The sequence below is a fragment of the Streptomyces sp. N50 genome (assembly GCF_033335955.1).
GTDB lineage: Bacteria > Actinomycetota > Actinomycetes > Streptomycetales > Streptomycetaceae > Streptomyces.
On the sequence record NZ_CP137549.1, the window covers coordinates 162685 to 186668 of the forward strand.

Genomic DNA, 23984 nt, shown 5'->3' on the forward strand with positions numbered 1-23984 from the left:
GGAGATCAACAGCATGAGACCCGCACGGCTCATCGTGGGACTGTTGCAGACCCTGCTGGTGGCAACGGCCGTCGTCCTGCCCGCACAGGCGGCGCACGCGGCGGACACCAGCTTCTACGTGGACCCCACCAACGGCAGTGACAGCAACTCGGGAACCAGCACTTCAGCGGCCTTCAAGACGATCACCAAAGCGCGCGACGCGGTACGCACGGTGAACTCGGCCATGTCCGGGGACATCGTCGTGAATCTGCGCGGGGGCACGTACCCCCTCACCAGCCCGGTCGACTTCACCAGCGCCGACTCCGGTACCAACGGCCACAACGTCATCTACAAGGCCTACGGCTCGGAGACCCCGGTCGTCTCCAGCGCCAGGTCCATCACCGGCTGGACACCGGCCGGCAACGGCCAGTACAAGGCATCGGTCGGCGACCTCGACTTCCGGCAGCTGTACGTCAACGGCGTGCGGGCCACGCGTGCCCGCTACCCGGACGCCGGCTCCAACTTCCAGTTGCAGGGCAGCGACAAGACGGCCCAGGTGCTGAAGGTCCTCAGCTCGCAGGTGGCGAACTGGGACCACTTCAGCCGCGTCGAGATGGTGCTGCAACTGCAGTGGGCCGAGAACTACCTGCGGCTGAAGTCGTACACCACGAGCGGCAGCCAGGCGAACGTCTCGATCCAGGACCACGAGGCCGGCATCCTCTTCCAGCGTCCGTATCCGCTGCTGTCCAACGGCTCTCCCCTGCACTTCGAGAACGCCCACGAATTCCTCACCGAGCCCGGCGAGTTCTACCTCGACAAGGACGCGCAGACGCTCTACTACCTCCCCCGGGCGGGCGAGACCATGTCGTCGGCCACCGTGCAGGTCCCGACTCTGCAGACGCTCTTCGACATCAAGGGAGACAGCCTCGACTCCCCCGTCCACAACCTGCAGTTCTCGGGCGTCACCTTCACCCAGACCAACTGGTCCGAGGCCAGTGACAACGGTCTGCTCAACGCTCAGGGCGGCAACTACAACATCTCCGCCGACCCCAGCAACAAGCAGTACGTCAACCGCCCGCCGGCCGGTGTCCACGCCGCGAACGCCGACAATCTGTCCTTCACCGGCAACACCTTCACGCAGATGGGTTCGACCGCCCTGGACCTGCACCACGGCGTCCACAACTCCGCGGTCACCGGAAACGTCGTCCAGGACATCGCGGGCAACGGGATCATGGTGGGCAAGTTCTCGGATCCCGGCGTCGAGTACCACACCGTGTACAACCCGCCCGCCTCACCCGCGGGTGAGGACGCCCGCGAGGTCGTCAGCGGGGTCACCGTCACCAACAACCTGATCAACCGCACCGGTCAGGACTATCTCGGCACCGCGGGCATCAACGCGGGCTTCGTGCACGGCACGACCATCGACCACAACGACATCTCCGACTCCCCCTGGGCCGGGATCTCGATCGGCTGGGGCTGGCAGTCGGCCGCCAACGCGGAGGGCGACAACTCCGTCAGCTACAACCGCATCGGCAACGTCGTGAACCAACTGTGCGACACAGCAGCGATCTATAACCTCTCCAACGACCCCGGGACGGTGATCAACAACAACTACATCCACGACGTGGTCCGCACGCCCACAGCGTGTTCCTCGGGCGCGGGAGGCATCTACCTCGACGAGGGCTCCAACAACATGACCGTGGCGAACAACGTCCTGTCGCACACCGAGAACTTCATCATCCGGAACGTCAACGGCTCCAACGTCACCCTCTCCAACAACACGACCACCGGAACCGCCGTGATGCAGGCCTCGGGTCTTCAGTCGGCCTATCAAGGACTGTCGGCGAGGATCAATCTCGCCTACGGCAGGACAGCCACCGCGTCGTCCGTGTACGGCTCCAACTGGGCACCGGCCAAGGCCAATGACAACGACCCGGCGACCGGTTGGTCCCCCACGGGGAGCGACACCTCGGCCTGGTGGCAGGTGGACCTCGGCAGTGCGTACGCACTCGGTCAGTTCTCGTTCACCACCCGCCAGGACATCGACCAGCCCGAGACCCGGAGCAACTTCGAGATACGCGGCTCCAACGACCCCACCTTCGCCGACTACACGGTGCTGGGACGGCAGGACGCCACGGTCCTCCCGTACAACGCGACACTGACGGCCAAGATCGACGCACGCCAGAAGTTCCGGTACATACGAGTCGCCAAGACCGACGGCGGCTACTTCTACATCGGCGACTTCGGCGTGCAGCAGGCCGGCGGCGCGCTGGCGAATCCGCCCACCACACCGTCCTTCAACGCGTCGACGTACTACACGATCAAGAACGTCAACAGCGGCCTGCTGGCCGACGTTTACCAAGCATCGACCGCGGACAACGCGAGCGTGGTCCAATGGCAGAGCAACTCGGGCACCAACCAGCAGTGGAACATCGTGCGGGTCAGCGGCAACCTCTACAAGATCGTCAACCGTAACAGCGGCAAGGTCCTCACCATCGCCAACGGCTCCCACGCCAAGGGTGCGGGCCTGGTCCAGACGACCTACAACGGCGGCAACAACCAGCTCTGGTACTTCGAACCGACCAGCGGCGGATACGTCATCCGCAACTTCGAGAGTCGGCAGGCGCTGGAGGTTCCTGGTGACTCGACCACAGCAGGGACCACGCTCGGCCAGTGGACACCGCTGAATCAGACCAACCAGCTCTGGACCATCCAATGACGCCCATCGCATGACAACCCAGGGACCGCTGCGATCGGCACACGTCAGCCGCCGATCGCAGCGGTTTTCCACACTCAGTACGCCCGTTCCTCGGCCCCGTCCACTGTGTGCCGAAGCGGCACCCGCCGTCCGTCACCTCCTTCTGGAGAACCCGTGCCCGAACTCGATGCCTCGCTCCTCGTTGACGCCCATCACCACCTCTGGGATCTCGATCAGCGACCGCAACCATGGCTCGGGGAGGCCGCGCTCGCCCCGATCCGCCGCAGTTTCACCCTCGACGACCTGCGCGGGCAGGCGACCCGGTCCATAGCCGGACGCAGCCTGGGAGCCACCGTCGTCGTGCAGTGTGTGCCCTCCCTGGCGGAGACCGAGGACTTGCTCGCGCTCGCCGAGGAGGACTCGCTCGTCGGCGCCGTCGTCGGCTGGGCGGACCTCGCCTCTCCGGCGATCGGCGACACGCTCGACGCACTGCTCGCCGGACGGGGCGGCACGTATCTGCGGTCCTTGCGGCACCTCGTACAGGCGGAGACCGATCCATGCTGGCTGCACCGTCCTGATGTGATCTGGGGGCTACGCGCTGTGCGCGAACGCGGCCTCGCCTACGACCTGTTGGTGCGAGCCCATCAGCTGCCGTCCGCCGTCCACCTCGCCGAGCGCCATCCGGAACTGCCGCTGGTACTGAATCACGCCGGCAAACCGTCCATCGCGGACGGCGATCTCCTCGAATGGGAGAAGCAGGTGCGGCGGCTCGCGGTCCACACCCAGGTGACCTGCAAGGTGTCCGGACTCGTCACCGAGGCCGATCACCGCATCTGGACGATCGACGACATCCGGCCGGTGTGGGACGTCCTGCTGTCCGCGTTCGGTCCCGAGCGGCTGATGTTCGGCTCGGACTGGCCGGTGTCTGTCCTTGCCGGCGGCTGGACCCGCTGGGCGGGCGCGGTCGAGGACTTGCTTGCGGACTGCTCCGACACAGAGACCGCGGCGATCCTCGCCGGAACCGCCACGGACGTCTATCAGGTCCAACACCCGGTGAGGGATCCACGCTTGTGACCGGAACCCTCACCGAACTGCACGGGTCGGCTGGTCAAAGGGCGAGGATCTGCCACTGCTCCTGGGAGGCCCGGTTGTAGGTCCACTGATCGACGTTGGCCCCGTCCGCGGTGGAACCGCCGTCCACGTTCAGGGACAGTCCACTCAGGCGGTTGGTGAGGTAGTAGTAGCCGTCGCCGGTGGGAGTAACTGCCCAGTGCTGCTGCGGCACACTGTCGTCCGACCAGATACCCACGTTGCCACCGTCGGCGCGGGAGAGGCCGGCAACTTCCATCAGCTTTCCGCTGTTGACGTTCTTGATCTTGTAGTAGCCATCGCCGGTGGATATGAAGGTCCACTGCTGTGCCGTGTTGTTCAGCCAGGGCCACTGCTGGACGTTACTCCCGTTCGCGGTACCGAAGTTGTAGACGTCGGCCACCTCGCCGCTCTTGCGGTTCACCAGACGGTAGACCGTCGAGTCGCCGGGCAGGACCCGCAACTGCAGAACCGGTTTGGCGGTCCTGCCACCGATCCTGATCCCGCCGACGTTGACGTAGCCGCCGGTGCCGGCATCGGCCTGGATCCGCACGTACCCCACGCGCCGGGCGGGCCACTCGGCCACTTTGGTGGCGTGGTCTCCTGTCCACGTACCGGTCGCGACCTGGGTGAACGCCGCGCCGTCGGTACTGGTGTAGATGGTGTAGGAAGTGATGTCCCCGTCCGTGCTCCCGGTGCGGCTCCACTGCTTGGGCAGGTATTCCAGAGTCGAGATATCGCTCCACACTCCGCCCAGGTCGATGGTGATCGCCTGCGGAAGCGACAGGCTCCAAGTCGACCAGCAGGTCTCGAAACCCTTGTCGCTCAGCCCGTCGATCGCGTTCATCGGCCCTTCACCGGTGTGGAAGCCGGTCGCATAGGCGCTCACCGGCGTCACCGGGTGCTCCGCGCGCAGCATCTGCGTCGGAAGCGCCGCCCGTGAGGTGTCGGGGCTCCAGGCCGCTCCGACCTCGGAGAGCCGGGTCACGATGTTCGTGTCCAGGACACCGGCGCGACTGGGCGGGCAGTTGAGGATGAACGAGGTGTACTTCGGTTCCAGATCCGCCAGATGGGACAGGATCGACGCCTTGCTCAACGGGTCGGTGGTCGGCGTGGAGGGATGCCAGAACCATCCGTCGCTGATGGTCTGGCCCTGCAAGGATGCATAGGTGTTGCCGGCAGGGGAGGTGACGCCCAACGGCTCCTCGAAGTAGATCGCGTCCCCGAGGAAGGGCACCGACAGCCCACCGTGATCGATCATGACGATGTCCGGCTGGAGCGACTTCACGTGCTCCCGGATGCGCTGGTACGAGACGGCCGACTGACCCATCTGCCATGCGTAGCCGTCGGTGACGAACATGTCGATGGTGCCGTAACCCGTCAGCAACTCGGTGATCTGGCTCAGGATGTACGTCAGATCGGCCGGCTGGATCACCTGGTCCGCGGCCACGCCGTGACGGGTGTCGTAGGCCTGCACGGTGTAACTGCGGTCCCAGATCGAGAAGTACAGGCCCACCTTCAGGCCTTTGGCCCGGAATGCCGTGACGTACTGGGCGACGATGTCCTGCGGATAGGAGCTGTTCGCGACGTTGTAGTCGTTGTACGCGGTCGGCCACAGGCAGAACCCGTCGTGGTGCTTGGTCGTCAGCACCCCATAACTCATCTTCGCCGCCGCGGCCGCCGCCGCCCACTGCTCGCAGTCCACCGCCGACGGGGCGAACAGCTTCGGGTTCTGGTTCGGCGCGGCCCACTCCTCGTTGGTGAACGTGCCCATGTTGAAGTGGTTGAACATGCCGAACCGCATGTTCACCAAGTTGCTCAGATTGGTCTGTGGACCGGCTGCCGCCGCTTTGGCCACCAGGCCGGACAAAGCCGGCAGCACAGGAAGCCCGGTCGCCGCTACCGCGACACCTGTGGCGCCCAATAGCGTCCGCCGGGACAGTCTTCCAGAAGACATGCTCACACTCCGAGGGAGAAAGTCCAGAGACTGGGTGGGCACGGAAGGCGCCATACGCACGGGTCCCGAGCGCCAGGTGTTACACATGAAGTTCGAGCATGTGACCCACTGGTGTCAACGGCTTTGCAGGGATGAAAAGCCTTTCACGGAGCGGTGTTTTGGTCGCGATAAACCGATATGGCAGCTTTCGTCATGCGGCAGACATTCCATGTATGCACGTTGCCGCACGCCCGATCGGAGCGCGGGCCAACGCCAGGGCCATCACTCGGACCTGCGCGAAGCACTGCACGGCCTTGCCGTCGACGCCATCGCTTTTCTGTCCAAACGCGCGGCTATCATCAACATCACCGTTGGCATGCGGAATCGGAAACAGATCGCGCGGAACGAGGAACTCCATTTGTCCCTGACGGACAAAGCCATCGAGCAGATCCGGGAGCTCATCCGGACCGGAGCACTGCCTCCCGGGTCGAAACTGCCCCCGGAACCGGATCTGGCCGGCCAGTTGGGCCTGTCCCGCAACCTGGCCCGCGAGGCAGTCAAGGCCCTGGCCGTGGCGAGGGTCTTGGAGGTGCGACGCGGCGACGGCACCTACGTCACCAGTCTTCAGCCCAGCGTGCTGCTCGAAGGCCTCGGCGGCGCGGTGGAACTGCTCCAAGGCGACTCGGGTGCACTGCTGGATCTGATGGAAGTACGACGGTTGCTCGAACCCGCTGCCGCCGCGCTGGCCGCCACTCGCATGTCGGCCACAGCCCTCACCCAGGTGAAGCAGCACCTGGACGCGATGCGAGAGGCGCACGAGGACGTCGAGTTGCTGAACTTCCATGACGCGGCTTTCCACCGCGCTGTCGTCTCGGCGACCGCGAACGAAACACTCCTGACCATCCTGGACGGGATCTCCGGACGTACGCTGCGCGCCCGCATCTGGCGCGGACTTGTCGATTCCCAGGCCGCGGGACGGACCCTGGCCGAGCATGAGGCCATCTATGAAGCATTGGCCATCGGCGACGCCTCTCTCAGCCAGGCGGCCGCGCTCATGCACGTCAACAGCACTGAGCGGTGGCTGCGGGAACACCTGAAGTCCGAGAGCGTGGAATCAGACGGCCTGTAGCACCTCGGCCGCGTTGCTGTACACGTGCGCGAGGCAATCACACGATGGTGCAGCGGAGTTGAATTCGACTGGTTCGGACGCGTACAACAACGACACCAGGGCCTCCCGGCACTGTTCGGTCGGATTCGCCTCCCGAGTTACTGAGGGGCCCTGTCTTCCTGCGCGCACCTCTACTCGCACAGATCAGGAGACGGCCCTGCAAAGTGAAACCTTGCTCGGCATTGTCGCGGCAGCAGCAGGCATCGTCGGTGCAGCTATCGGAGCTGGTGGAGCGGTAGCTGCTGCCCGTTCAGCAGGGCGCACGACACACGATCAATGGTTGCGGCAGGTACGCCGAGAGGCATGTAGCGCGTTCATATACGAGTGTGACGCTCAGTGGCGCAGCCTCGATACGGCACTGGACAGGATCAGCCGAGGGTACTCCGATGAGGGGCAGGCGCTACTGGCCGTGATGAACTTCGAACAGGCTGAGTTGCGTCTGGGAACCGTCAAGTTGGAGGCGTCCAGTGCCTTCGTCGAGAAGGCGGAGGACATGCTCGGCACGCTGCGCGACGTGCATCGCCGCGCAGGCACCCTGGTAGACGACGATCAGCGTTCAGATGGATCGGTATGGGGTGACGTGCAACGCATGACCCGTCGGCGAACTGGCGACAGGGCAATGGACGAACTCATCGAGTTGGCACGGAAGTCCCTGCACTGAGACGCGGACTCCCGGTGAACCACCTGTTCAACTGCCGTGAGTCCTTTGGGTGGTCCAGCCGGGTGGTGGGTCTGTCGTAGTAGCCGAGGGCCTCTGTGACGAGGGGGGCGGTTCGAGGAGTTGCCGCGCTGGGGTTCGTCGGCGGCAGCAAGGGTCTGGGGCAGGGAATCGCGGCGGCCGTCTCGATCCCCGCGACCGCGCCGGCCACCGGCACCTCACGCACCCGGTCCGAGCGCGGTGCGGTCTTCGACCCGCTGCTTGAGGCCGGTGTTGAAGGCGGCGTACCCGTCTTTTTTGGGTGTTCTGAGGAAGGGCCGGATCAGGGTGACCAGCACTCCGGAGAATTCCTCGTGGTTGGTCAGGCGGGTGGTGCCGTCGTGGTTGGCGGAGCTGAACACCGAGCGGACCCATCCCTGCGTGAAATTTTCTCGGACGCTCCGTCACAGACCCGTCCGGGACAGGTCGAAGAAATGAGCGAGCAAGACGAAGCCATCGCCGCCGGTGGCAATGGCCGTAGCACTCATCACCATGCAGCTTGCCGGGCCGCGACGGGCACCCGGGTTCAGGCGCAGATGCGAACCCGACCCCGTCGCTTAAGCGGGGTCGGGCTCCCCCACTTCGAGGCCGACGCCCGCGTCGCCCGCAAGCTCGCCACCCAGAACGCGGCCCTCCTCGCCAACGCCGGCGGACTCTCGCCGACCCGCCGAGCACTGGACTCTCTCGCCCTGATCGACCCGACCGCCGCGCAGCTCGCGACGCCGCCACCGCTCGCACCCCATAGCCGTCCGGATGCCGGCGTGACGCTCGACCCCTACCGCCGACGCCAGGGCAGCGTCTCTTCATCGTCCTGAGCCTCATCCACGCGCTGAAGTGCGGCGCTGATCGCTTCGCCGATCTCCGCGAACTGGCGTACCTGATCAGACGTCAACGCGTCGAAGATCGCGTGTCGTACGGCCTCGACATGGCCAGGGGCAACTCGCTCCAGAAGCCGACGCCCTCCCTCGGTGAGCACGGCGAGCTGATTGCGTCGGTTCGCCGGGTCGTCACGCCGGTCGACATAGCCGGCCTGCTGAAGGCGGGTCACGGCGTGGGTGAGCCGGCTGCGGGTGATCTTCAGGCGCTCGGCCAGCTCCGACATGGTCAGGGTCCGGTCCGGGAGCGAGGAGAGATGGGCGAGCAGGGTGTAGTCGGCGTGGGTCAGCCCCGCGTCGCGCCGCAGCTGACGGTTCAAGTGGTCGGACAGGTGAGTGGAGAACTCGACATAGGCGAGCCAGGCCCGCCGCTCCTCGACATCCAGCCAGCGCGGCGCAGTCGACATGATCACACCCTACCGATCCTTGTTTGAAACATCAAACTAATCGGCGTAGCGTGCCGCACATCGCAACGTTTGAAACATCAAACGATTGCCTGCACAGGAAAGGCAGCACAACGCCATGCAGCACAGGAACAAGCTGATCGGCGCGGCCATCGCCACCGCCCTGACCCTCACCGCCGTCACCACGACCGCCATGGCAGACACCACCTCGCACCGGCCCACCCCCGCGAGCGAGCAGGACCAGCTCCAAGCACTGCACAAGGCGGCCAAGGCCGAGGGCGGCAAGGTCACCGTCTACATCGGAGGTGACGCCCCCGGCCAGTGGGACAGCCTGGCCACCGCGTTCCACCAGCAGTTCCCGGACGTCCGACTGCACCTGGTCACCGATCTGAGCAAGTACCACGACGCCCGCATCGACAACCAACTCGCCACCGGCCACCTCGTCGCCGACGCCGCGATCCTCCAGACCACCCAGGACTTCGACCGCTGGAAGAAGCAGGGCGACCTGCTCCAGTACAAGCCGGTCGGCTGGGACAAGGTCTTCCCCAACGCCAAGGACAAGGACGGCTACTACACCGGCGTCTTCTACGGCGCCTTCTCCTACCTCGTCAACGCCAAGCAACTCCCCACGAAACCGGGCGACTTCAAGGCCACCGACCTCCTCAAGCCCGCCTTCAAGAACAAGCTGATCCTGACCTACCCCAACGACGACGACGCCGTGCTCTTCGGCTACCAGCAGATCGTCGACAAGTACGGCTGGAACTACCTGGCCCAACTGGTCAAGCAGAACCCCAAGTTGATCCGTGGCGTCCCCGGCTCGGCCGCCGGGGTGGCGAGCGGCGACTACCTCGCCTCCGTCGCCACCGGCGGCGACACCCGCCCCAACGGCACCCAGGTCTTCTCGGACTCCGAGCACTTCAACTCCTGGGCCCAGCGCGGCGCGATCTTCAAGAACGCACCGCACAAGGCCGGCGCAAAACTCTTCCTGAGCTGGCTCGACTCCCAGGCCGTACAGAAGAACGCCATCGCCACCTGGACGTGGTCCGTCCGCAAGGACGTCGCCCCGCCGACGGGTCTGAAGGCTCTGGCCTCCTACAAGAACACCGACCCCGACGCCTTCGCGAAGTTCATGGGCGACCGTGCCGCCGTCGAGCGCTTCCGCTCCCAGGTCGAGCTCTACTTCGGTCAGGTCAAGGGCGCCGACCCCGGCGACCCCGCCGGAACGCTCGGCCGTACGCCCGGAGCGTTCTGACCTCAGTTCACGCCGACTTCGGAGCGGTTCCACCGCGGCTACCGATGGTGGAACCGCTCTGCGGCATGCCCTCGTGACACCCGGGGTGTACGTGCAGCTCATCCATGGTGTGGATAGGCGGGATAGCGGATTCGGATCGCGGGGAGGATGGCGACCGGGGGCCCGACGACCCATAGTCGTCCGTACCGCACGCCGCTGTCCGGACCAGTCGCCGGTGTGCGGCCGTCCCCGGCATGCCGTGCGCCGTCGGCGCCCGTGTCAGGCATGCCCGCTCCCGTACACCGTCCCTGGAGTCGCCATGCCCGGTTCCGTTCCGTCGCCGTTCTCCGCCGCGGTCGACGATGCCGCTCCGTCTTCTGTCCCCGTCTCGGGCCCGGCTCATCTGCTGCGTGTGTCTCTGCTGATGGCGGGCAGCTGTCTGCCGATCCTGGGTGCGGTGCTCATCGCCCCGGTGCTGCCGAAGATGCAGGACCATTTCGCGTCGGTCCCGGGAGCCAAGGCGTTGGTGCCGCTCGCGCTGACCGTTCCGGCACTGGCGCTGGCGGTGTTGGCCCCGTTCGCCGGGGTGATCGTGGACCGGCTGGGCCGTAAGCGTCTGCTGATCGTGGCCACCCTGCTGTACGCCGTGTTCGGCACCGCGCCGCTCTGGCTGGACTCGCTGGGGGCGATCATCGCCAGCCGCGCCCTCGTCGGTGTTGCCGAGGCCGCGATCATGACGTGCTGCACCACACTCATCGGCGACTACTACTCGGGGCACCGACGAGTGAAGTACCTCGCCCTGCAGACCATGTGCGCCTCCGCGTCGGCCACCGTCTTCTTCGTGCTGGGCGGCGCCGCCGGGTCGGCGGGCTGGCGTGTGCCCTTCTGGGTCTACGCCGTGAGTCTGGTGCTCGCCCCACTGATGGCCACCGTCCTGACCAACCCGGCACCCCGTGCGACCGCGGAGGTGACCTCGACCCCAGCCACACCTCAACGCGGCTTCCCCTGGCGGCAGTTGGCGGGCATCTGCGCCCTCACCTTCTTCGGGGCGATGGTCTTCTACACCGTCCCGGTCGAGATGTCGTACCTGCTCGACGACCTGGGGGTGGAGAACTCCGGCGTGATCGGCCTGGCCACCGCGATCGCCAGTGCCGCCACCGTGGGCGGAGCGGTCACCTTCGCCCGCCTCAAGCGCTCCCCCGACCCGATGCTGCCCGCCGTTCTCGCGGTCTGCGCGATCGGCTTCGGGGTGATGTTCCTGGCGGGGAACGCCCCGCTGCTGGTCGTCGGAGCAGTCGTCAACTGCGTGGGCACCGGCATGTTGTTGCCCGCTCTCCTGACCAGTGCCATGTCCCGGCTGGCGTTCGAGGACCGGGGCCGCGGCACGGGGCTGTGGCTGGCGGCCTTCTTCGGCGGCGAGTTCGTCTGCCCGCTGGTGCTGCTGGCCGGGGAGTCGGCGGTCGGCAGCCTCGCCGGTGCGGTGGGGGTGCTGGGGCTGGTTGCCGCAGCCGTCGCGGCAGGTCTGTGGGCACCTCATAGGCGTACGGCAGGACAACCCACCTAGGGCCTGTCCGACCAGCCACCGACAGGCCACGGTCGCAGCGGCCACGGACTGCGCATCGGCGGGTGCGGCTGTTTCGTGGCTGGTCGCGCCCACGCGGCGGAGCCGCACATCGATACAGCCCCGCGCCCCTCAGGCGGCTTTCGTGAGCGTTGCGCCTACCTCCGCGGCCTTCCGCCTCAGCCAGATATGCGCCGCATCCTGCGCATGCACCGGGTGCCACCACAGCGCCTCCTGCACCGGCACCGCCTCGAACGGGCAGGGCAGGACCCGCACCGCGGCCGAGCGGGCCGCCCGCCGGGCCAGGCGCTCCTGGATCATCGCGACCCGGCGGGTGCCCTCGACCATGTGGGGCAGCAGTTGGAAGGTCTGTACCGATACCTCCACCCGGGGGCTGATGCCGATCATGCTGAGCTGCCGGGTGGCGGGGGCGTCGTAGGGACGCTGGTAGACGGCCCAGGGCAGGCGGGCCAGTTGGTCGAGGGTGAGTTCGTCGCCGACCTCGGGGTTGTCGTCGGCGACCATGCACAGCCAGCGGTCCTGGTGGAGGTCGACGGCGGGGAAGCCGTCGATGATGCCGTGCGGCAGCAGGAGACCGTCGACGGTGCTCAGCACCGTGGCCGTGTTCTCCACCGCCGCGGGCGTCGAGTGCTGGAAGGCGAGCCGGATGCCGGGCGCCTCCTGGTGCAGGGCGCGGGAGAGCGCGGCGCCGAACACGGCCGCCCCGTAATCGGAGGCGAGCAGGGTGAACTCACGGCTCTCCGCGGCCGGATCGAAGTCGGCCTGGCTGGCGAAGACCCGTTCCAGCAGGTCGCAGGCAGTGGCGCTGCGATCCCGCAGGGCCACCCCGAGCGGCGTCAGCTCGTAGGCGTTGCCGGTGCGGGCGAGCAGCTCGTCGTCGAAGTGGCGGCGCAGCCGGGACAGCGCGGCGCTCATCGCGGGCTGGCTGAGCCCGACGCGCTCGCCGGCCCGGGTGACGTTGCGCTCCTCCAGCAGCGCACGCAGCGCGAGGACCAGGTTGAGGTCGAGTCGGGACAGGTTCACCAGGCACCACCAATGCGAGACCTACGCGAGCCAGAGCCATCCACGCCCTGGATTGGGCACATCCACAGGATCTATTTCCGTGATTGGTCGATCGAGGCCACAGTAGACCGCAACCCAGCAGGAGGAAATCTGATGGCAACGCTCGCGCAACCTGCCGGCCCGTTCGCGCTCGGCACGTTCTCCGCTCAGGGTGGTGATCCCTTTCCCGGTCTCCTGGCGAAGGAGCGCGTACTCGACCTGGGCGGCGCTCTGGAATGGGCACCGTCCGCCCTGCTCGCCGTGGTGGAGCGGTGGGAGGAGACCCTCCCCGTCCTGCGCTCTCTCGCGGACGACGACACTCTCGGCTGGCGGCCCCTGGAGGGCCTGCGCGTGCACGCCCCGATCGAGCCGCGCCAGATCTTCCAGTCCGGCGCCAACTACCGCCAGCACGTGATCGACCTGGAGGTCGCCCACCGCTCCCCCGACGACCCGCGCACGGTCGAGGAGGCGCGGGCGGAGATCGCCGCGGTGATGGACCGCCGGGCCGCCGAGGATCTCCCGTACGTGTTCATCGGCCTGCCGAGCGCGATCACAGGCCCCTACGACGACGTCGTCCTCCCCGCCTGGGCCAGGCAGCCGGACTGGGAACTTGAGTTGGCGGCCGTCATCGCCAAGCCCGCCCACCGGGTGTCCGTCGAGGAAGCCCTCGACCACGTCGCCGGATACACGATCGCCAACGACCTCACCGACCGCGCCACCGTCTTCCGCCGGGACATGAAGGCCATCGGCACCGACTGGCTGCGCAGCAAGAACGCCCCCGGTTTCACCCCGCTCGGCCCGTGGCTCGTCCCGGCGGAGTCGGTCGCGGACCCCGGTGACCTGCGGGTCACCCTCAAGCTCAACGGCGAGACCATGCAGGACGAGTCCACCAAGGACATGCTGTTCGGGGTCGCCCGCCTGGTGTCGTACGTCTCCCAGACGTCTCAACTCCTCCCCGGAGACCTGGTGTTGACCGGCAGCCCGGCCGGAAACGGTATCCACTGGGGGCGGCTGCTGCGCGACGGTGACGTGATGGAGGGGTCCATCACCGGTCTGGGCGTGCAGCGCACCCGTTGCGTGGCGGAGGCATCGGCATGAGCCTGGACCGCCACAACCCGGAGGGCGCAATCGCCGAGGCCGCCAAGTCGTACTCGAACTGGGGGCGTTGGGGCGAGGACGACGTGCTCGGCACCCTCAACTTCCTCGACGAGGCCAAGCGCCGTGCGGGGGCCGCACTGGTCCGCCGGGGTGTCAGCTTCTCGCTCTCGCAGTCCTTCGACATGGACGGCCCGCAGAAGGGCTGGCGCCGACGCACCAACCCGGTGCACACCATGCTCGACACCGGCACCGACGCCGCCCTCGGCAACCAGGGCTTCCCGCACGGCATCGGCGGCGCCGACGACGTGATCGCGATGCCGCTGCAGTGCTCCACGCAGTGGGACGGCCTCGGGCACATCTTCGACCACGGCAAGGCCTGGAACGGCCGGGCGGCCGAGAAGGTCGTCACCTCCGACGGTGACCTCGTCACCGGCATCGAGCACATGGCCCCGCACGTCGCCGGCCGCGGTGTGCTGCTCGACGTCGGCCAAGTCGTCGGTACGGACGGCGAGTTGCCCGACGGGTTCGCGATCACCGATGAACACCTGACCACGACCGCCGAAGCCCATGGCGTGAGCGTCGGCCGCGGTGACATCGTGGTCGTCCGCACCGGCCGGCTCACCCGCGCCCGGCGGGAGGGCTGGGGCGAGTACGCGGGCGGACCCGCGCCCGGGCTGTCGTTCACCACCGCCGGCTGGCTGCACTCCACCGAGATCGCCGCCATCGCCACCGACACCTGGGGCTTCGAGGTACGGCCCAACGAGTTCGACCACGCCTTCCAGCCGCTGCACCAGGTCGCCATCCCCAACATCGGGCTGCTCATCGGCGAGATGTGGGATCTCGACGCCCTCGCCGACGACTGCGCCGACGACGGTGTCCACGAGTTCTGGCTGACTGCCGCGCCCCTCCCGATCACCGGCGCCGTCGGCTCCCCCGTGAACCCCATCGCCGTCAAGTAGCCCAGACCGCCTCACCGTTGAGCGGCCCCGTCCGCTTCGCCGTCAGGAAACCCATTCAGCCGCCGGATACGCCCTTCCCGGACAGCAAGCGGCGTATCCGGCCCGCACCCCCGTTCCCACCCCTGGCCCGCGCTCTCCCGCGGGCGAGACGCACCCCCGCCGCCCGAAGCCGCGCGGCCCAACCCGGGAGGTATCCCCCGACATGGCTGACAGCCCCACCCTCCCCCGGCCCGAGACTGGAGAGACGCCCACCGTCCTGGTCATCGGCGGGGGCGCCTCAGGAAACGCCATCACCATCCTGCTGCGCCGCGCCGGCATCGACGTGGACCTGATCGAGGCCAGGCCCGACTGGAACGCCACCACAGGCTCGGGCATCACCCTCCAGGGCAACGCCCTGCGGGTCCTGCGTGAACTCGGCGTGTGGGAACAGGTGGAAGCGTCCGGGTACGCCTTCAGCTCGCTGGGCGTGACCACCCCCGACGGCACCGTCCTGTTCGTCGCCGAGGACATCCAGACCGGCGGCGACGACCTGCCCGCCACCCTCGGCATGCAGCGCCCCCAACTGCAGCAGATCCTCATCGACGCGGTCCGTGCCTCCGGCGCGAGCATCCGCCTGGGCACCACCGCCGAGATCCTGGACCAGAACGGCGACGGTGTCTCGGTACGTCTCAGCGACGGCACGACCGGCCGCTACGACCTGGTGATCGCCGCCGACGGTGTCGGCTCGACCACGCGCGCCGCGATCGGTATCACCGACAAACCCGAGCCGACCGGCATGGCCATCTGGCGCATCGCCACCCCACGCCCCGCGAGCGTGACCCGCACCGACCTCGCCTACGGCGGCCCCGCCTACATAGCCGGCTACTGCCCCACCAGCGAGACCACCATCTACGCCTACCTCGTCGAGGCATGCCGTGACCGCGCCGCGATCGATCCGGCCGCCTACGCCGACGAGATGCGCCGCCTGGCACAGGGCTACGGCGGAGCCTGGCCCGAGATCACCGCGCACATCACCGACCCGAGACAAATCAACTACACCTGGTTCGACCGCCTGTTGGTCGAGGGCTCCTGGCACCAGCGCAGGGTGGTCCTGATCGGCGACGCCGCCCACTGCTGTCCGCCCACCATGGCCCAGGGCGCTGCCATGTCCCTGGAGGACGCCCTCGTCCTCGCCGAGCTGCTCGGCAGCGGACAGGACTGGGGCGACGAACTGTTCCAGGCGTACTACGACCGCCGCATTCCCCGGGTGCGCACGGTCGTCGAGGCATCCGTGCAGATCGGTCAGTGGCAGCTGGACGGCGTGCGCGATGCCGACATGCCCGGGCTGATCGGCCGCACCATGACTCTTCTCAAGGAGCGCCCGTGACCGCCACCGCATGGTCCGCCCCGACGATCGACGTCCACGCCCACCTTCTGCTCCCGGAGGTGGAGGAGGCTGTGGCCGGTCATCCCGGCCTCGCCGAGGCCCGCGCCCTCGACGCGCGCCGCAACGGTCCGGCCGCCCTGGCCGTGAGCGGCCCGATGGTCGGCGCCCGCGTACCGAAACTGACCGACTCCGCCGTACGCCTGGCGGCCATGGACGCACAGGGCGTGGACATCCAGGTCGTCAGCCCGTCACCGTCGCACTACCACTACTGGGCCGAACCCCAACTGGCCGCAACAGTCTGCCGGTTGGCCAACGAAGGCACCGCGGCACACTGCGCGAAGGCCCCTGACCGACTGTACGGCCTCGGCCTGGTCCCGCTCCAACACCCCGACCTCGCGGTCGATTTGCTCGACCACGCCGTGGAGCAGGGGCTGAGAGGTGTGGAGATCTCCTCGCACGCGCTCGGCCGCGAGCTGTCCGATCCGGCGTACGAGCCACTCTGGTCGCGGGCCGAGGAAACAGGAGCCCTCCTCTTCCTGCACCCCTTCGGCTGCACACTCGACGAGCGCCTGGACCAGTGGTACCTGTCCAACACCGTCGGCCAGCCCACGGAGAACGCCGTCGCCCTCTCCCACCTCATCTTCTCGGGTGTCCTGGACCGCCATCCGGGCCTGAAGCTGATCGCGGCGCACGGCGGCGGCTATCTGCCGACCCACCTCGGCCGCTCCGACCACGCCTGGCGGGCCCGCCCCGACGCACACGACTGCGCACGGGAACCGAGCAGTTACATGCGTCAGCTCTACTTCGACTCCCTCGTCCACGACCCGTACGTACTAAGGGAGTTGATCCGCACCGCGGGCTCTGACCGGGTCCTGCTCGGCTCCGACTTCCCCTTCGACATGGGCACGGACGACCCACTGGCCGCCCTCCGCGCGGCGGATCTGACCGACCACGACTTCCACTCCGTGCGCGGCACGAACGCCGCCGCCCTGCTCAACCTCGCCTGAGGAGGCCCCCCATGAGCAACCGACTGCTCACGCACCTCCGACACGTCGACCTCGCCGTGCCGGACTACGACAAGCAGCTCGACTTCTACTCCGGAGTCTGGGGCCTGACCCAGGTCGCCGAGGACTCCGGCATCTCCTTCCTCGCCGCCGAGGGCAGCCCCGAGCAGTACGTCGTACGGCTGCGCAAGGCCGCCGAGAAGCGTCTCGACCTGGTCTCCTACGGCGCCGCCTCAGCCGCCGACGTGGACACACTCGCCGATCAACTCCTCGCCGGTGGAGTCCAGTTGATCTCCCAGCCGGGCAAGGTGGACACGCCCGGCGGCGGTTACGGCTTCCGCTTCTTCGACGTCGACGGCCGCACCATCGAGGTGTCCGCCGACGTGGCGGTCCGACAGCACCGCAGGATCGAGGAGAAGGAGTCGATCCCGGTCAAGCTCTCGCATGTCGTCCTCAACTCGCCCGACCTCGACACGACCCGTGCCTGGTACGAGCAGCATCTGGGCTTCCGCCTCTCCGACACGCTCGGCCATCCGCACGTCGGTGACGTCATGCACTTCATGCGGATCAGCAACCAGCACCACTCCATGGCCATCGCCAAGGGCCCGCACACGTCCCTGCACCACGTCTCCTTCGAGATGCGTGGCATAGACGAGTACATGCGTGGCTCCGGTCGCGTGATGCGGGCCGGCTTCCGGAAGATCTGGGGCCCGGGCCGGCACACGGCGGGCGACAACACCTTCACCTATTTCCTCGACCCGCACGGCAACACCGTCGAGTACACGACGGAGTTGGAGGAACTGGACGAGGACACCTGGCACCCCCACGTCTACGACTCCTCCCAGCCCGAGGTCACCGATCAGTGGGGCACCGCCAACCCCATGAACGAACTGGTCACCAAGGAGTCCTTCAACGACGTCGACCACGGCGTGTTCGTCGCCCCTCCGGTCTGACCGGTCGGGCCCCCGTCCGCCGGGGGCGCGGCAGCCCTGTCATGCCCTGGCTCCCCGCCGCGCCCCCGGTCTCGTTCCCCCCGCCTCCCCGCCGACAGGACCCCGCCCATGCGTTTCGCCACGTACGAGTACCGCGACCGACGCCAGGTGGCCGTCGTCGAAGGGGACGGCACGCTCCGTCCCCTGCCCGGTGTCAGCTCACTGACCGGCCTGCTCGCCGAGGGAGGCGGCCTGCCCGAACTGCTCGACGCGGGCTCCGTGATGCTCGACGTACCGGCCGGCCCGCACGTTTCCGAGGTACGGCTGCTGCCACCGCTCCAACCGCCCACCGTGCGGGACTTCGTCACCTTCGAGGAACACGTGGAGGGTGTACGGCGGTCCGTGGACGGCGCCGCCGGTGTACCGGAGCGGTGGTACGCGGCCCCCACGTTCTACTTCGGCAACCCCTACGCGATGTACGGACCCCGCGACGACATCCCCGTGCCGCCGGGGTCGGACGTACTCGACTTCGAACTCGAGGTCGCCGCCGTGATCGGCAGGGAGGGCCGCAACCTCACCCCCGAGCAGGCGCGCGACCACATCGTCGGCTACACGATCTTCAACGACTGGTCCGCCCGCGACCTGCAGTCCGCCGAGATGAAGGTCGGCCTCGGCCCCTGCAAGGGCAAGGACACCGCCACCACGCTCGGGCCGTACCTCGTCACCGCCGACGAGCTGGAGAAGTACCGCGACGAGGACGGCTTCCTGCGCCTGGCGCTCACCGCCGAGATCAACGGCGAGATCGTGGGCAAGGACCTTCTCTCCAATATGAGTTGGACCTTCGAGGAGATGGTGGCCTACGCCTCACGGGGCACCGTCGTCCGCCCGGGCGACGTCCTGGGTTCCGGGACGTGCGGCAACGGCGGCTGTCTCGCTGAACTGTGGGGCGTACGGGGTGAGCAGTCCCCGCCTCCCCTGAAGCCCGGAGACACGGTCACCCTCACCGTCGAGGGCATCGGGTCCGTCTCCAACACCGTGGTGGCCGGCCCGGACCCCACGGCCGTTCCCGTCGCCCGGCGCCGTACGCGGGAGCGGCCGTGAGCGATCTCCATCCCTGGGGGAGGCTCCTCGGCAAGGTTGTCGTGGTCACGGGCGCGGCCGCCGGCCAGGGCGCCGCGGAGGCCGAGGCACTGACCCGCGAGGGCGCCCGGGTGATCGCCACCGACGTGACCGAGGCGCCCCGCTGCCGCCGCCTCGACGTCACCAGCGAGAAGGACTGGGCCGAACTCGCCGCCGAGTTGCGCGACGAGTACGGCCAGGTGCACGGCTTGGTCAACAACGCGGGCGTCACCTGGCGTGCCCGCCTCGGCGAGGTACGTGCCGAGGACATGGCCCGCGTCCACACGGTCAATGTCACCGGGCCTCTCCTGAGCATCCAGCACCTGGCGCCGCTGATGCCACCCGGCTCCTCGATCGTGAACGTCGGCTCCACCGCCGCGCTCAGCGGTCACTACCCGGTCGCCTACACGACCAGCAAGTGGGCATTGCGCGGTCTGTCGAAGACTGCCGCCATGGAACTGGGGCCCCGCGGCATCCGCGTGAACACGATCCATCCCGGCTTCATCGAGACGGCCATGACCGCCACCGCCGCGCCCGCCTTCCGCGAGGCGAACATCCGGGAGACGCCACTCGGCCGCACCGGCACGGTCGAGGAGGTCGCCCCGCTCGTGGTCTTCCTCCTGTCCGACGAGTCGTCCTTCATCACCGGCGCCGAGATCCCGGTCGACGGCGGCCTCACGGCGCACGGCGGCGTCAAATCGATCTTCGACGCCCTCCTCCGGTAGCAGCAGAATGGCCCTCCCCCATGGACAAGGTCCGTGTCGGCACGCCCGAGGCGGTCGCCGACATTCCCGACGGCGCGTCACTGGCTGTCGGCGGCTTCGGCCTCGGCGGCGTTCCCGAGATCCTCGTCCGGGCCCCGCACGAGCAGGGCGCGACCGGCCTCGAAGTCGTGTCGAACAACGGCACAGTCGACGGACGCCGCCTCGGCTTGCTGCTCGCCGGCCGCCGCGTCACCCGCGTGACGGGCGGTTACGTCGGTGAGAACGAGGAGTCCGTTTGCCAGTACCTGTCCGGCGAGCTGGAGGTCGAGCTGGTCCCACCGGGCACCCTCGCCGAACGGCCGCGCGCGGGCGACACGGACATCCCTGCCTTCTGCACCCCGGCGGGCGTGGGAACGCAGGTGGAGCGGGGCGGTCTGCCCTGGCGGTACGCCCCCGACGGCTCGGTAGCCGCCGTCGACTTCAATCCCCTCGCCGCCATGGCCGGACGCATCGCGGTCGCCGAGGTCGAAGAGCTGGTCGGGCCCGGCGAACCGAACCCCGACGAGGTCCACCTGCCGGGCGTCTTCGTCCAGCGGATCGTGGCCTCCACTCCTGAGCAGGCGGCCGACAAGCACATCGAGAAGAGAACGGCACGCCCCTGATGCCATGGACCCGCGACCGGATGGCTGCCCGCGCCGCCACCGAACTCACCGACGGTTCCTACGTGAACCTCGGCATCGGCCCCTACCCGACCGATGCCGAGGCCGATCCCGATCTCGTCAACGCCGGCAAAGAGACCGTCACCGCTCTGCCGGGGGCCTCTTACTCCGACTCGGCCCTGTCCTTCGACATGACCGAAGGACAGGGCCGTCACACCCGACGGCCTCGCTCCCGTCGGGACCGCCCCCGGTGTCACCTTCCGGAACGTCGACCACTCGCACAGGCCCGGGTCCGGCACCGCTTCATCGATCCGGCGCGGGGCACTCCCACGAGGCCAAAGGCGACGCCCTGAACGGTCACGTGCCCCTGGGCGCCGACCGTCCCTGCTGTCCACGGTGATGATGCCCGAGGTCTGCCGCGTTCACGGACAGGCGGTGGGTGGCTGCAGTTCCGGATGTCGCTACGCCGGTGCCCTAGATTCGCACGGACGTCCGATTTACTGACGTAATACATCCCATGTCTAGACCATCCATCCCCAAGACTCAATCAGAGGCATTAGCTATTCGTCAGCGCCACATGGCGATTGATCTGGCTATTTCCGTCAGACCCCTGGACAGACCCCGGACGCATGACGGTTAATACATCCGATGTCGCCGTGTCGAACATCCGTTGCTTGCAAGGCCTCTCTCATGACATCGCGTGCTTCCTGCGGACTGCCAGGAGAAGATCTTTGTCAGAGTCGATCACCTGCGAAGGAGCTCTCGTCGGCATGGCGGCTCCCGACGGCGGGCTCCATCTCTGCGGCCAGAGCCCTCTCCGGAAGGGAAGGCCTGACGCCCAGCGGGCGCCGTAACGCCTGCGCCGGGCGCCCTGCTTAGGGTGCCCACCACGAGCGACACCACGTCCCCCGAAACGAATCCCTTCCCGGACCGCGACAGTGCGGCCTGTCAGCCAAACCTGCGTGCCGCTCAATGCAACGCCGGCTACGCCTCCTCCCAAGGCGCGGACCGGTCGTCAAGCATGGGCGGGAACCTGTCACATGGCACACGGGCCGTCGACAGGTTGCGCCAGAGCGCCGTATTCACAGCCCTTCGGACGACCCCTGCCCCTTTCCCCGGGGCGGGGTATCCGGCACCCGGCGCACACCTCGGTACCCGGGCCGAGCCGGCTGTCCCGGAACGTCGTCACCGCACCCCATGCCATCGATCGACAGGAGTGAGCCATGTCCTCATCACGAATGTCTCGCCGTACGTTTCTCAGTGCCGCGGGGGCGGCGGCCGCCGCGACCGCGCTGCCCATCGTCCCCGGCTTCAACGGGCTTCTGTCGCAGGCGTCCGCCGCGGACACCCAGAGCAACCTCAGCAAGATGGTCGACATGCGGTTCGGCATGTTCAACCACTTCAGCCTGGGCACCTTCACCAACGAGGAGTGGGCGGAACCCCATCAGAGCCCCACCCTCTTCGCCCCGCCGAGTGTCGACTGCGCGCAGTGGGCCGACGCCGCGGCCGCCGCGAAGATGAGCTACGGCATCCTGACCACCAGGCACCACGACGGCTTCGCCCTGTGGCCGAGCGCCCACGGCACCCAGAACGTCGCGAACAGTTCGTACAAGCACGATGTGGTCCAGGCGTACTGCGACGCCTTCCGGTCGAAGGGGCTGAAGGTCGGGCTCTACTACTCGGTCTGGGACCGCACCTTCGGCGTTGAGGCATGGGAGAGCCGGCACAAGGTGTCCGGGCTCCAGATCACCGATGCCATCCAGCCCAGCCACATGACCTTCGTCCTCGGTCAACTCCGCGAACTGCTCACCGGCTACGGCACCATCGACATACTGATGACCGACGGCTACGCATGGCAAATGGGGCAGCAGGCCGTGTCCTACCAGGCGATCCGTTCGCTGGTGAAAGAGCTGCAGCCGGACTGCGTCATGATCGACCTCGGCGCACTGTCGGAGCCCTTCCTCGGCGACGCGATCTTCTTCGAGGAGCCGATGGGCATCACGGCGCCCGTGGGCAATACCTACGCCGCCACCCAAGGTCAGACCATCAGCAACGGCTGGTTCTGGCACCCCTCCACCCCGACCGAAAGCCTCATGAGCAAGGCCTCGATCCTGTCGCACCTGGCCGACCTGGAACCGAGGTACACCTCGTTCATCCTCAACTGCCCGCCCAACCGGAACGGCCTGCTGGACACCAACGTCGTCAACCGGCTCACCGAAGTCGGCGCGGCATGGAGCCCCAATCCCTCCAGGCCGCCGCTGCCCACCCAGTTGCTGCGCGCCGAGCACCCCGTCACACCGGTCAACGCGTACGCCACGGGCTTCCACACCGGCGAGGGTCCGTTCAACGCCATCGACGGACTCAGCGACAACGGCTACGAGACCTGCTGGTCCACCTGGGGACTGCCGGCGCCGCTGCCGCAGTCGCTCACCATCGACCTCGGCGGCGTGTGGAGCAACGTCTCCACCCTGGAGTACCTGCCCAAGCAGTGGCGCCGTAGCAACTCCACCGACGGCGACATCACCTCGTACACCATCCTGACCAGCACCGACGGGGTCACCTTCACCCAGGTCGCCGCGGGCACCTGGGCAGGCGACAAGAAGACCAAGGTGATCGAGTGGCCCAACCGGAACGTGGGCTTCGTACGCATCCAGGTCAACGGGGCCACCGGCGGCTACGCCAACGTCAGCGGCGTCAGGATCGGCGGCCGGTCGGTCAAGCCGGTGCTGTTGTCCACAGCACTGCCCGGCGACAGCACCGTCTACCGGCTGGTCGCCCGGCACAGCGGCCAGGCCGCCGACGTGGTGGGCAGGCGCACCACCGACAACACCCCGATCCAGCAGTGGCCCTTGCTCGACCAGACGAACCAGAAGTGGACCTTCATCAAGACCGGCGACGGCTACTACAAGATCAAGGGTGTGGGCAGCGCCAAGCTCCTGGAGATCGGGGGTCTCTCCCGCGCGGACGGTGGCACCGCCGACATCTGGGGAGATGCCGGCGCCCCGCAGCAGCACTGGGCCGTCACACCCACCGGTGACGGCCACTACTTCCTGGTCAACCGCTACAGCGGGCTCTCGCTCGCCGTCGACGAGGGCAGCACCGCCAACGGGGCCGTCGTCGAGCAGCAGCCGTACACGTCACAGGCCCACCAGCAGTGGCAGATCGTCACCTTCTGACCCTGCCGCCGTCCGCGGGCGCGGTGCACTCAGGCACCGCGCCCGCACGCGAGAAATCGCCTTCGAACCGCTTGGGTTGTTCCGGCGCCGAAGGTGACCGAACACCCGTATCACCGCTGCGAAGTCAAGCGCTGGGAGATCGGACGGGCAGCGAAGGCGGACTCCGAGCTCACTCGCCGACACGCGGACCTGTTGGTCGATGCCGCGATGCACGACCAGTGCCGAAGCGGAATCAACCAACTCGTCCGCGCCGGATCAAACGCGCAG

At 67.8% G+C, this 23984-nt stretch carries 20 protein-coding genes and 1 pseudogene; 17 read left to right on the forward strand and 4 right to left on the reverse strand.

Annotated features, from left to right (window positions below):
- Positions 1-13 precede the first annotated feature (13 nt).
- The gene (locus R2B38_RS00745) at positions 14-2698 is read left to right on the forward strand and encodes an RICIN domain-containing protein (RefSeq protein WP_318014417.1); all 2685 of its coding nucleotides are present in this window, start codon (positions 14-16) and stop codon (positions 2696-2698) included.
- Between the two features lie 153 nt (positions 2699-2851).
- Positions 2852-3751 carry an amidohydrolase family protein gene (locus tag R2B38_RS00750; protein ID WP_318014418.1) on the forward strand — a complete coding sequence of 300 codons (900 nt, stop codon included), beginning with the start codon at positions 2852-2854 and terminating at the stop codon, positions 3749-3751.
- A 34-nt stretch (positions 3752-3785) separates the two neighbouring features.
- Here the strand turns inward: R2B38_RS00750 and R2B38_RS00755 are convergent, their stop codons facing one another.
- Positions 3786-5723 carry an RICIN domain-containing protein gene (locus tag R2B38_RS00755; protein WP_318014419.1) on the reverse strand — a complete coding sequence of 646 codons (1938 nt, stop codon included), beginning with the start codon at positions 5721-5723 and terminating at the stop codon, positions 3786-3788.
- Positions 5724-6120: 397 nt separating this feature from the next.
- On the opposite strand from R2B38_RS00755, the gene R2B38_RS00760 reads away from it, so the two are divergent.
- Both R2B38_RS00760 and R2B38_RS00765 read left to right on the forward strand, forming a co-directional pair.
- Positions 6121-6831: a FadR/GntR family transcriptional regulator gene (locus R2B38_RS00760; RefSeq protein WP_318021563.1), complete on the forward strand. Its 711-nt coding sequence runs from the start codon at positions 6121-6123 to the stop codon at positions 6829-6831.
- Between the two features lie 211 nt (positions 6832-7042).
- On the forward strand, positions 7043-7531 hold the full coding sequence (locus R2B38_RS00765) for a hypothetical protein (RefSeq protein ID WP_318014420.1): 489 nt from the start codon (positions 7043-7045) through the stop codon (positions 7529-7531).
- Between the two features lie 215 nt (positions 7532-7746).
- On the opposite strand, the gene R2B38_RS00770 is transcribed toward R2B38_RS00765, so the two are convergent.
- Positions 7747-7929 carry a hypothetical protein gene (locus R2B38_RS00770; RefSeq protein WP_318014421.1) on the reverse strand — a complete coding sequence of 61 codons (183 nt, stop codon included), beginning with the start codon at positions 7927-7929 and terminating at the stop codon, positions 7747-7749.
- Positions 7930-8103: 174 nt separating this feature from the next.
- On the opposite strand from R2B38_RS00770, the gene R2B38_RS00775 reads away from it, so the two are divergent.
- Positions 8104-8382, forward strand: coding sequence for a hypothetical protein (locus R2B38_RS00775; protein ID WP_318014422.1), 279 nt, complete (start codon positions 8104-8106; stop codon positions 8380-8382).
- Here R2B38_RS00775 and R2B38_RS00780 read toward each other — a convergent pair.
- Positions 8343-8849 carry a MarR family winged helix-turn-helix transcriptional regulator gene (locus R2B38_RS00780; RefSeq protein ID WP_318014423.1) on the reverse strand — a complete coding sequence of 169 codons (507 nt, stop codon included), beginning with the start codon at positions 8847-8849 and terminating at the stop codon, positions 8343-8345. The two genes, R2B38_RS00775 and R2B38_RS00780, sit on opposite strands and share 40 nt — an antisense overlap.
- A gap of 115 nt (positions 8850-8964) precedes the next feature.
- On the opposite strand from R2B38_RS00780, the gene R2B38_RS00785 reads away from it, so the two are divergent.
- Together R2B38_RS00785 and R2B38_RS00790 are read left to right on the forward strand one after the other, a co-directional pair.
- Positions 8965-10098 carry an ABC transporter substrate-binding protein gene (locus tag R2B38_RS00785; RefSeq protein ID WP_318014424.1) on the forward strand — a complete coding sequence of 378 codons (1134 nt, stop codon included), beginning with the start codon at positions 8965-8967 and terminating at the stop codon, positions 10096-10098.
- 298 nt (positions 10099-10396) lie between these two features.
- On the forward strand, positions 10397-11641 hold the full coding sequence (locus tag R2B38_RS00790; RefSeq protein ID WP_318014425.1) for an MFS transporter: 1245 nt from the start codon (positions 10397-10399) through the stop codon (positions 11639-11641).
- 129 nt (positions 11642-11770) lie between these two features.
- Here the strand turns inward: R2B38_RS00790 and R2B38_RS00795 are convergent, their stop codons facing one another.
- Complete coding sequence (locus R2B38_RS00795) at positions 11771-12682, reverse strand: LysR family transcriptional regulator (RefSeq protein WP_318014426.1); 912 nt, start codon at positions 12680-12682, stop codon at positions 11771-11773.
- A gap of 132 nt (positions 12683-12814) precedes the next feature.
- Between R2B38_RS00795 and R2B38_RS00800 the strand changes: the two genes are divergently transcribed.
- The 10 genes and pseudogenes from R2B38_RS00800 to R2B38_RS00845 all read left to right on the forward strand — a co-directional run bounded on the left by R2B38_RS00800 (position 12815) and on the right by R2B38_RS00845 (position 23717).
- Positions 12815-13798, forward strand: coding sequence for a fumarylacetoacetate hydrolase family protein (locus R2B38_RS00800; RefSeq protein WP_318014427.1), 984 nt, complete (start codon positions 12815-12817; stop codon positions 13796-13798).
- The gene (locus tag R2B38_RS00805) at positions 13795-14757 is read left to right on the forward strand and encodes a cyclase family protein (protein WP_318014428.1); all 963 of its coding nucleotides are present in this window, start codon (positions 13795-13797) and stop codon (positions 14755-14757) included. Before R2B38_RS00800 ends, R2B38_RS00805 begins: the two co-directional genes overlap by 4 nt.
- A gap of 202 nt (positions 14758-14959) precedes the next feature.
- Positions 14960-16123, forward strand: a complete 1164-nt coding sequence (locus R2B38_RS00810) for an FAD-dependent oxidoreductase (protein WP_318014429.1) — start codon at positions 14960-14962, stop codon at positions 16121-16123.
- On the forward strand, positions 16120-17130 hold the full coding sequence (locus tag R2B38_RS00815; RefSeq protein ID WP_318014430.1) for an amidohydrolase family protein: 1011 nt from the start codon (positions 16120-16122) through the stop codon (positions 17128-17130). Before R2B38_RS00810 ends, R2B38_RS00815 begins: the two co-directional genes overlap by 4 nt.
- Positions 17131-17141: 11 nt before the next feature.
- Entirely contained in the window at positions 17142-18080 is a 939-nt protein-coding gene (locus tag R2B38_RS00820; RefSeq protein WP_318014431.1) for a VOC family protein, read from the forward strand.
- 108 nt (positions 18081-18188) lie between these two features.
- Positions 18189-19160: a fumarylacetoacetate hydrolase family protein gene (locus R2B38_RS00825; protein WP_318014432.1), complete on the forward strand. Its 972-nt coding sequence runs from the start codon at positions 18189-18191 to the stop codon at positions 19158-19160.
- Entirely contained in the window at positions 19157-19903 is a 747-nt protein-coding gene (locus tag R2B38_RS00830) for an SDR family oxidoreductase (RefSeq protein ID WP_318014433.1), read from the forward strand. The genes R2B38_RS00825 and R2B38_RS00830 overlap by 4 nt, the downstream gene beginning before the upstream one ends.
- Before the next feature lie 20 nt (positions 19904-19923).
- On the forward strand, positions 19924-20544 hold the full coding sequence (locus R2B38_RS00835; RefSeq protein ID WP_318014434.1) for a CoA transferase subunit A: 621 nt from the start codon (positions 19924-19926) through the stop codon (positions 20542-20544).
- Positions 20544-20744, forward strand: a pseudogene (locus R2B38_RS00840) (succinyl-CoA--3-ketoacid-CoA transferase); the annotation flags it as partial. The gene R2B38_RS00835 and the pseudogene R2B38_RS00840, both read left to right, overlap by 1 nt.
- Positions 20745-21764: 1020 nt before the next feature.
- Positions 21765-23717: an RICIN domain-containing protein gene (locus R2B38_RS00845; protein ID WP_318014435.1), complete on the forward strand. Its 1953-nt coding sequence runs from the start codon at positions 21765-21767 to the stop codon at positions 23715-23717.
- Positions 23718-23984 lie beyond the last annotated feature (267 nt).

Excerpts from the sequence above, each read along its gene's own strand:
- R2B38_RS00745 (WP_318014417.1), top strand. The coding sequence starts at position 14 with ATGAGACCCGCACGGCTCATCGTGGGACTGTTGCAGACCCTGCTGGTG.
- R2B38_RS00755 (WP_318014419.1), bottom strand. The coding sequence starts at position 5,723 with ATGTCTTCTGGAAGACTGTCCCGGCGGACGCTATTGGGCGCCACAGGT.
- R2B38_RS00775 (WP_318014422.1), top strand. The coding sequence starts at position 8,104 with ATGCGAACCCGACCCCGTCGCTTAAGCGGGGTCGGGCTCCCCCACTTC.
- R2B38_RS00780 (WP_318014423.1), bottom strand. The coding sequence starts at position 8,849 with ATGTCGACTGCGCCGCGCTGGCTGGATGTCGAGGAGCGGCGGGCCTGG.
- R2B38_RS00785 (WP_318014424.1), top strand. The coding sequence starts at position 8,965 with ATGCAGCACAGGAACAAGCTGATCGGCGCGGCCATCGCCACCGCCCTG.
- R2B38_RS00790 (WP_318014425.1), top strand. The coding sequence starts at position 10,397 with ATGCCCGGTTCCGTTCCGTCGCCGTTCTCCGCCGCGGTCGACGATGCC.
- R2B38_RS00800 (WP_318014427.1), top strand. The coding sequence starts at position 12,815 with ATGGCAACGCTCGCGCAACCTGCCGGCCCGTTCGCGCTCGGCACGTTC.
- R2B38_RS00805 (WP_318014428.1), top strand. The coding sequence starts at position 13,795 with ATGAGCCTGGACCGCCACAACCCGGAGGGCGCAATCGCCGAGGCCGCC.
- R2B38_RS00810 (WP_318014429.1), top strand. The coding sequence starts at position 14,960 with ATGGCTGACAGCCCCACCCTCCCCCGGCCCGAGACTGGAGAGACGCCC.
- R2B38_RS00820 (WP_318014431.1), top strand. The coding sequence starts at position 17,142 with ATGAGCAACCGACTGCTCACGCACCTCCGACACGTCGACCTCGCCGTG.
- R2B38_RS00825 (WP_318014432.1), top strand. The coding sequence starts at position 18,189 with ATGCGTTTCGCCACGTACGAGTACCGCGACCGACGCCAGGTGGCCGTC.
- R2B38_RS00835 (WP_318014434.1), top strand. The coding sequence starts at position 19,924 with ATGGACAAGGTCCGTGTCGGCACGCCCGAGGCGGTCGCCGACATTCCC.
- R2B38_RS00845 (WP_318014435.1), top strand. The coding sequence starts at position 21,765 with ATGTCCTCATCACGAATGTCTCGCCGTACGTTTCTCAGTGCCGCGGGG.